Source organism: Roseateles sp. (genome assembly GCF_052436255.1).
GTDB lineage: Bacteria > Pseudomonadota > Gammaproteobacteria > Burkholderiales > Burkholderiaceae_C > Pelomonas.
Map to the genome: position 1 here is coordinate 1 of NZ_JBQVNP010000195.1, position 7,374 is coordinate 7,374.

Annotated in this window: 6 protein-coding genes; 1 reads left to right on the plus strand and 5 read right to left on the minus strand. The window is 65.5% G+C overall.

The window, feature by feature from the left end; all coding sequences use genetic code 11:
• From ACT6S0_RS25180 to ACT6S0_RS25200, 5 genes are all read right to left on the minus strand, one after another.
• The coding region (locus ACT6S0_RS25180) for an anti-phage dCTP deaminase (protein WP_444766493.1) at positions 1 to 1,354 on the minus strand (1,354 nt) is incomplete at its 3' end.
• A gap of 184 nt (positions 1,355 to 1,538) precedes the next feature.
• On the minus strand, positions 1,539 to 3,794 hold the full coding sequence (locus tag ACT6S0_RS25185) for a helicase-related protein (protein WP_444766494.1): 2,256 nt from the start codon (positions 3,792 to 3,794) through the stop codon (positions 1,539 to 1,541).
• 49 nt (positions 3,795 to 3,843) lie between these two features.
• Positions 3,844 to 4,689, minus strand: coding sequence for a trypsin-like peptidase domain-containing protein (locus ACT6S0_RS25190; protein WP_444766495.1), 846 nt, complete (start codon positions 4,687 to 4,689; stop codon positions 3,844 to 3,846).
• A gap of 15 nt (positions 4,690 to 4,704) precedes the next feature.
• A complete protein-coding gene (locus tag ACT6S0_RS25195) occupies positions 4,705 to 4,950 on the minus strand; it encodes a hypothetical protein (RefSeq protein WP_444766496.1) in 246 nt (81 codons plus the stop codon).
• A 291-nt stretch (positions 4,951 to 5,241) separates the two neighbouring features.
• Positions 5,242 to 6,336 (minus strand): MBL fold metallo-hydrolase, encoded by a 1,095-nt coding sequence (locus ACT6S0_RS25200; RefSeq protein ID WP_444766497.1) that lies wholly within the window; start codon positions 6,334 to 6,336, stop codon positions 5,242 to 5,244.
• Positions 6,337 to 6,431: 95 nt separating this feature from the next.
• Here ACT6S0_RS25200 and ACT6S0_RS25205 point away from each other — a divergent pair.
• The coding region (locus ACT6S0_RS25205) for an IS481 family transposase (protein WP_444766498.1) at positions 6,432 to 7,374 on the plus strand (943 nt) is incomplete at its 3' end.

The window sequence follows — 7,374 nt, forward strand, 5'->3', positions numbered from 1 at the left end:
TAGGAGAAGGTTCATGGGGCTCGATGCTAACTGAGTCGGCGAAAAGTTGATCAGTTCGACTTTTTTCATATGGCTCGATAAATATTACTTCGCCAATGCCGCTCGCAACAATGTGGCGAGCACAAATGTGACATGGAAACGTTGTGCAAAATAGTCTAGAGCCAAGCAAGGGGACCCCAATCTTGGCTGCTTGAGTTATGGCTGCCATTTCAGCGTAAACGGCCCGTCCAAACTCAATTACATCAAATAGTCGAGAATCCCTGAAAAATGGATCTTCGCCATATAGCGAAGCCTTTGCCAGCTCACTATCTGTTTTGCGCGAAATGCTAGACGAGAGCCACCCCTTGGCACGCAGCCTGCGCACAGCATCCTCAATTAACTCCGTCTTGATGGTGACGTTTGAGTCGTGGCCAATCTCGAAATCTCTTGCAACGCCTTCACTATTCGCCCAATATAGACCGCCACCAAACTTGGGCACTTCGTTACACCCAGTCGCGATAACTTCCCCATCTTGAGATATTACCGCAGCACCTACTTGCCTTGACAAATCTAAGGAGCGTAAAGCAGAGGCTTGCGCAAAAAACATTCCTTGCTCGTCTTGAGTGGGCGATATATATGGATCTCCGAAAGTAAGTCTAACTAGGCGCCGAAGTTGTGAGTCGAGTTGAGCGCGTGATGCACTGGTAACAAAATAGTCCGCCAACGGGAATGTTCGGCCGAGTTGTTGACCGTATTTGACGTCCTCTTCATAGTCGCGCGTAACGAGCCGTACCGCCAATTCCTCGGCATCCTGTCCATTGAGCGCAGATGAACCTCGCAGCAGTCTGGTCAGGTATTGAATCCTAGTCGTTCTCGGCGCATACACTGAGATAAGAGTAAAGGCTTTCCCATACACTTCTCGAAACATGGAAATTTCTTCCGGTCTTTTAAAGGACCGAACGATATAAGCTATCCTTGAATCGGGAGTTTTGTTGGCGTCACCCGTAAACTCTTCTCGTAACGCACGAATCTGCGCAACGCCCAATCTTCCAACTATATCGGCTTGCCCAGTATCTTGACGAAGCTTTGTTCCCTCCGTCATAAGTGAATCTATGCGACCAAATTCATTTTCCCACTGTGGGTGTTTGCCGATATAGGGATGAATAAGTTCGCTAAGTCTTACGACGTGGGCTTCGTATCCAACAGCCTTAAGTTGGGCTTGGAGAGAGGAAGTAATTTTTGAAAGGTCAACACCAGTCGGGCCGGCCAAACCAAAAAATAATTCAATCGGCTTGGAGCTAATATCGTTTGGATCGGAGGCGTCAACTTCTGGGCGACTTGCTTTTTTAGCATCTCTGACCATGCCTTCTCCCATGCATTCGGTTGATTTCGCTCGAATGTATGCACTTCAGGAAGCGTTCGCCCCCAGGTTTTTACCAGCAGCAGACGCGCCACCGATCCTTGGTTCACACCAATGATCTATTGCAGATGAGACTCGTCGTCGCAAATCCTACGGGCCTTGAGATCCCTAAGTTATTGCGTTGCTGTCGAGCCAGTAGCTACCGCCGCCCCCTCGTCTGCCACAACGGCTTCTTCCCCTTCAACTGCCTTTCAATCCCGTCGTTCAACCGCGAACGCAGGTCGACCACCGCCTCGACATGCCCGAACACCTCGGGGAAGCGCAGGTCCAGCCACAGCCACAACGTGCACTGGCGCAGCGCCTGCTCCATGCGGTCAAGCCGGCTGTGCTCGTCGACATCGTCCAGGAACCAGGGCGTGCCGGCCTTGCCGGTGCGGGCGTGGCTGGTGGCCCAGGCCTGGAACTGCTCGACGACCTGGGGCAGGCGGTCGTCCACCGGCGCCTGTGCGTAGCGGAAGCGCTCCTGCAGCGGCAGCGAGCCGGCGCAGCGGTCCAGCATCTCGGCCAGGCCCAGCATCTGCTCCAGCTCGGCCACCTCGAAGTGGGCGTCGTCCAGGCGCAGCTGCTGCATGAAGACGTTGAGCACCTGCTGCAGGCTGCCCACGCCCAGGCGCTGGGAGATCGTCTGCACATGGCGCCAGTTCGGCGCCACCGGGCACTTGAAGTCGCGCGGCGCGCGTGGCTCCTTGGGCAGCAGCTCGCGCAGCGTCTTCATCGCGTCGGCCTCGGCCTCCTTGAGCACGCTGACGAAGCCCTCGTCATGCAGGCCGTAGCGGCCCGCGCGGCCGGCGATCTGGTGCACCTCGCCGACCGACAGCTCGCGGTCGGCCACGCCGTCGTACTTGGTCAGCGTCGAGAACAGCACGCGGCGGATGGGCAGGTTCAGGCCCATGCCGATGGCATCGGTGGCCACCAGCACGTCGGCCGCGCCGACCGCAAAGCGCTCGGCCTCGCGGCGGCGCACCTCGGGCGGCAGGGCACCGTAGATGACGCTGACCGAGCGGCCGCTCTGGCCGATCTGGTCGCGCAGCATCAGCACGTCGCGGCGGCTGAAGGCGACGACGGCGTCACCCGCATGCAGGTGTGACATCGGCACCGGCGCCGGCATCAGCTGCACCTGCTGCTTGCGCTCGAAGATGCGCTTCTCGGGCTTCTCGCCGCACAGCAGCAGCAGGCGCTCAATGGCCGGCGCGGCATAGGCCGAGGCAATGATGATGAGCTCGCGCGCCGGCACGCCGACGATGGCCTGGGTCCAGGCCCAGCCGCGCGAGTCGTCGAAGATCATCTGCGCCTCGTCGATGACGGCCACGTCGATCTCGTCGCGCGTGTTGACCATCTCGATGGTGCTGCTGACCACGCGCGAGTTAGCGGCCGGCACGTTCTCCTCGCCGGTCAACAGCGAGCAGGGCACGCCCCGGCCGACGAGCCGGTCGCGGCCCTCCAGCGCCAGCAGCCGCAGCGGTGCGAGGTAGGCACCGTCCAGTGCCTGCGCCAGGCGCTCAAAGGCCGAATACGTCTTGCCGCTGTTGGGCGGGCCGAGGTAGAGCGTGACCTTGCGGCCCAGCTTGCGCGCGGCGTCGAAGCTGTCCGGATAGCCCTGGAAGGCCAGCTCGCGGCCCAGGCTGGCCAGCGTGCTCTGCTCCTCGACCTGCTGCTCCCAGCGGTCCTGAGCGCGGGTCAGCGCGGCCTTCAGGTCCTCGTAGGGCATGGGCACGCTGCACTCGGCCTGCAGGCGCGGCAGCAGCGATGCCAGCTGGCTTGCGTCGCCCATGGCCTCGCTGCGCGCGACGAGGTGGTTGAGGTGCAGCGTCAGCTCGGCCGTGTACGAGTACTCGGGCGCCTGGCCCAGTGCCTGCCTCAGCGCCGCCGCATCGGCGTCGCGGAAGAAGGCCCAGACGGGCTCCTCGGGCACCGGCACGCGGTGCGACAGGTCGATGCGCCAGCCCTCATGCGCCAGCAGCAGCGCGTGCACGCACAGCCGCGTGAACACGAGGCCTTCGCGGCGCAGGCCCAGGCTTTCGAGCTGGTGCAGACGCTGCAGCATCTGCGTGCGCAGCGTGTTGGTCTGCGGCGTGGCCTCCAGCTGGGCCAGCGCGACCGGGATGTGGGCAGGCAGGATCCAGCGGCTGGGCCGGCCACCGCCAGCGGCGCGCGAGATCTGTATGCAGCCCATGCGGTCCAGTGCTTCGTCACTCCCACCGTGGCTGCCATCGTCGAAGTCGGCGGGCACCAGCACCTGCGGCAGCGCGTGGGCGGCCTGGCGGATGCGGGCCCAGTCTTCGGGCGCCAGGCCCGCGGGGAAGCGGGCGGCGTGGCTGGGTTGCGGGAGAGGAAAGGCCGGAGCGGGCGGCTTTGCCGGCTTGAGGGCCGGAGATGAGGGGACTTCTGGATTCACGGCGGAAGTGGAACACAGGCGGGCCGACGACTGCGTCAGCCGAAGGAGTCTAGGCGGGCGATCCGGCCCCAGGCTCAGCGCTGGCCGCGCCGGCCTCGAGCCCCGCCGGATCGGCAGGCAACGCCGGGGTCGTGGCGATCGCCGCGTCGGTCAGCGTTGCGATGATGTCCGGATACCAGGCCGCATTCAGTCCCAGCGACTCGTCCGACTTCAGATCGCGGTCGCCCATGTCGAAGCGCGCCGAGTGCACGCCCAGCAGCAGCCAGGGCAGCGGGCCCCGGCCGGGCGCGGCCACCACCACCGGCGCGCCGCTGATGCCGCGGTGCGCGCGCACGTCGGTCAGGAACCAGCCCATGCCCTGGAAGCGCCAGCCGTAGGGCGAGGCCACGGCGCCGTGCCGCACCACCGGGAAATGGTGCAGGCCGTCATGAAAGCCCAGCGGAAAGCCCGGGATCAGCAGCAGCTGGCCGATGGGCACGTCGTCCTGCGGGCCGGGGAAGTTCTCCAGCGTGAAGGCCGCCAGCTCGACCGTGTCGGGCAGCGCGGCCGGGTCGATCTCGATCACCGCCACGTCGATGGCACCGGCGTCGTCCTCGCCCTGCCGCCAGTCGGCCAGGCCGTCGCGGTAGAGCAGCACCGACAGCCCGGTGGAGTTGGCCAGGTTGGCCGCGTCGGCATGCAGCTCGATCTCGATGCGGTCGGGGTGGTGGTGGCTGGCCTCGTCGATGAAGACGTGGCGGCTGCTGACGAGGTAGAGCCGCTCGTCGCGCCTGAAGAAAAAGCCGCTGGCGGTGGTCAGCCCGCGGCTGCCGTCGAAGGTGGCGATGCGCACGGTGGCCAGCAGCAGCGGGTCCACCGTGGCCTGCGCCGGGCCGGCGGGTGGGCGCTCAGCCATGTCGCCGTCGGTCCGTCATGCAGCGGCCTGGGCGCCGTTGCGGGCCAGCAGCGAGGTCATGTGCTTGCAGAGGTTCTCGCCCGTCGTCGTCAGGCGCAGCGAGCCGCCATGCCACTCCATCCAGTCCAGGGCGATGTAGCCCTCGACGGCGGCCTCGTTGATTTCGGAGGCGCGGCGGCGCTTGAGCAGGTCGACGGTGGCAAGCAGCCCGTCGCGCAGGGTTTCACGGCTGGCGATCTCGGCGAGCGTGGGCAGGGTCATCGGGTTCTCCTGGGAGGCTGGAGGCAGGGCGTGCGCAGGGCGCAACCCAAGGCGGTTCTCGAGTCCCGGGGGCGGCAGGGAGTGCCATCTGAGGTCAGTTCCGGGAGGGTCGACAGTGAGGCTCGCCGCTTGACGGAGGATGACGACCGTTGCCGCCGGCGGGAGCCGGCCAGCCTGGGAGCGCGAAGGTGATGCGCGTCGTCCAGCCACCGATGCCGCGCCATTGAGCAGTACGCGACTGGCTTGCAGTGTATGCCCGCGAAGATGACAGGGATGCTGGCGGTGGTCGCGTCAGTCCAGCGGCCAGGGCATGGCCTTCGGCAGCTTGCGCATGTCTTCCGGTTCGGCCGGCTTGCGGCGCTTGTGTGTCGGCGAGTCGGCCTGGCGCCACCAAGGCGCCGCGGCCTCGCCATGTGCCGGCTCCACGGCTTCGCCCAGCCTTGGCATCAGCAGCTGTGCGCCCTGCTTCGGCGCCAGTTCGAGCAGCACCTCCACCGGCTGGTCCCAGTCATGCAAGGCCAGCGCGAAAGTGCCCCAGTGCACCGGCAGCAAGGCGCCACCGCCCAGCAGCTGCAGCGCCTTCAGCGCGTTCTCCGGCCCCAGGTGGATGTCGCCCCAGGATGGATGGAAGGCGCCCACTTCGAGCATGACGAGGTCGAACGGTCCGAGGCGCTCGCGGATGGCGGCGTACTCGGTCGTCAGCCCGGTGTCACCGCTGAAGAAGGCACGGTGCTTGGGCGTCTCGATGACGATGGACGACCACAGCGTGGCGTTGCGGTCCGACAGCGAGCGGCCCGAGAAATGCTGTGACGGCACCGCATGGATGCGCAGTTCGGCGTGCGGCGCCTGCCAGTGCTCCCACCAGTCCAGCTCGACGATGCGCTCGGCCGGCACGCCCCAGGCCTGCAGATGCGCGCCAACGCCCAGCGAGGTGATGAAGGGCACACCCTGCAGCTTGACCAGCTCCCTGATGGTTGGATAGTCGAGGTGGTCGTAGTGGTCGTGCGAGATCACGACGGCATCCAGCTGCGGCAGGGCCTTCAAGGCCAGCGGCACGGGTTGGAAGCGCTTCGGGCCGACCAGCTGCGACGGCGATGCGCGCTTGCCCCAGACGGGGTCGGTCAACACGCGCAGCCCATCGATCTCGACCAGCACCGTGGAGTGGCCCAGCCAGGTCGCGCGCAGGCCGGTGTCGGTCGGCTTGGTCCAGGCGTCCAGCGGGTTGACGGCCGGCAGCAGGCCGGCCGGCTTGCGGCGGCCTTCGGCGCAGATGAAGTCGCCCAGCGACGGCCGCTCCGTGCTGTCGCGCAGGCCGGGCTGGATGGGATGGAGGTTGCGGAAGCCCTCGCCGCGGTCTGTCACGCGGTACAGCGGCGACGCCCGCATGCGTTCTAGGTGTCGTTTCCCAAGAGGTTGTTCACCCGAGGCCGTGGAAGATGAGGGTTCTCACACCAACCCATCGCCACACGGGGAACCCTCGGATGAACAGCCATAAGAATGCCTCATTGACGCCGCGAGGTCGCGCACATTTGGTCAAGAACGTCGCCACTCAAGGCTGCAAGCTTGCTGCTGAGGCGGCAGGCGTGAGCCGGCGCACCGCTGCGCGCTGGCATCGGCGTCACGCGCTCGAAGGCCCCACTGGGCTGCTCGACCGCAGCTCCCGTCCTCATCGCAGCCCCAAGCGAACGCCCGCCGACAAAGCCGAGCGCGCGTGCGCGCTGCGGCGTAACCACCGGCTGACCTACGTGCAGATCGCAGAGCGGCTGAACCTGTCCAAGAGCACGGTGGCGCGGCTGTGCGGGCAGGCCGGGCTGAACAAGTTGCCCGGTGTTCAGGACGTTGAGCCGGTGCGTCGCTACGAGCGCGACAAGCCCGGCGAGTTGCTACATCTGGACATGAAGAAGCTCGGCCGCTTCGAGCGGCCTGGTCATCGCGTCACTGGCGACCGCACGCAGAACACGCGCCGCGCGGGCTGGCAGGCGCTGCACGTGGCCATCGACGACCACTCGCGCGTGGGCTTTAGCCAGATGCTGGGCGACGAGAAGAGCCTGAGCGCATGCCAGTTCCTGGTGGCTGCGCTGCGCTACTACAAGCAGCTCGGCGTGCAGGTCACGGCCATCCTGACGGACAACGGCTCAGCGTACCGCTCCAAGCGCTTCGCCAAGCTGCTGCGCCGTCTGGGCATCAAGCACAGGCGCACGCGGCCCTACACGCCCAGGACGAACGGCAAGGCGGAGCGCTTCATCCAGACCTTGCTGCGGGAGTGGGCCTACGCCTACCGCTATCCCAGCTCCGACGTCCGCGCCGCTGAGCTTGCGCCCTGGATGCAGCACTACAACTTCCATCGCCCTCACTCCGCCACCGGCCACAAACCTCCCGCCTCACGGCTGGGGTTTGAGGTGAACAACGTCCTGAGAAACTACA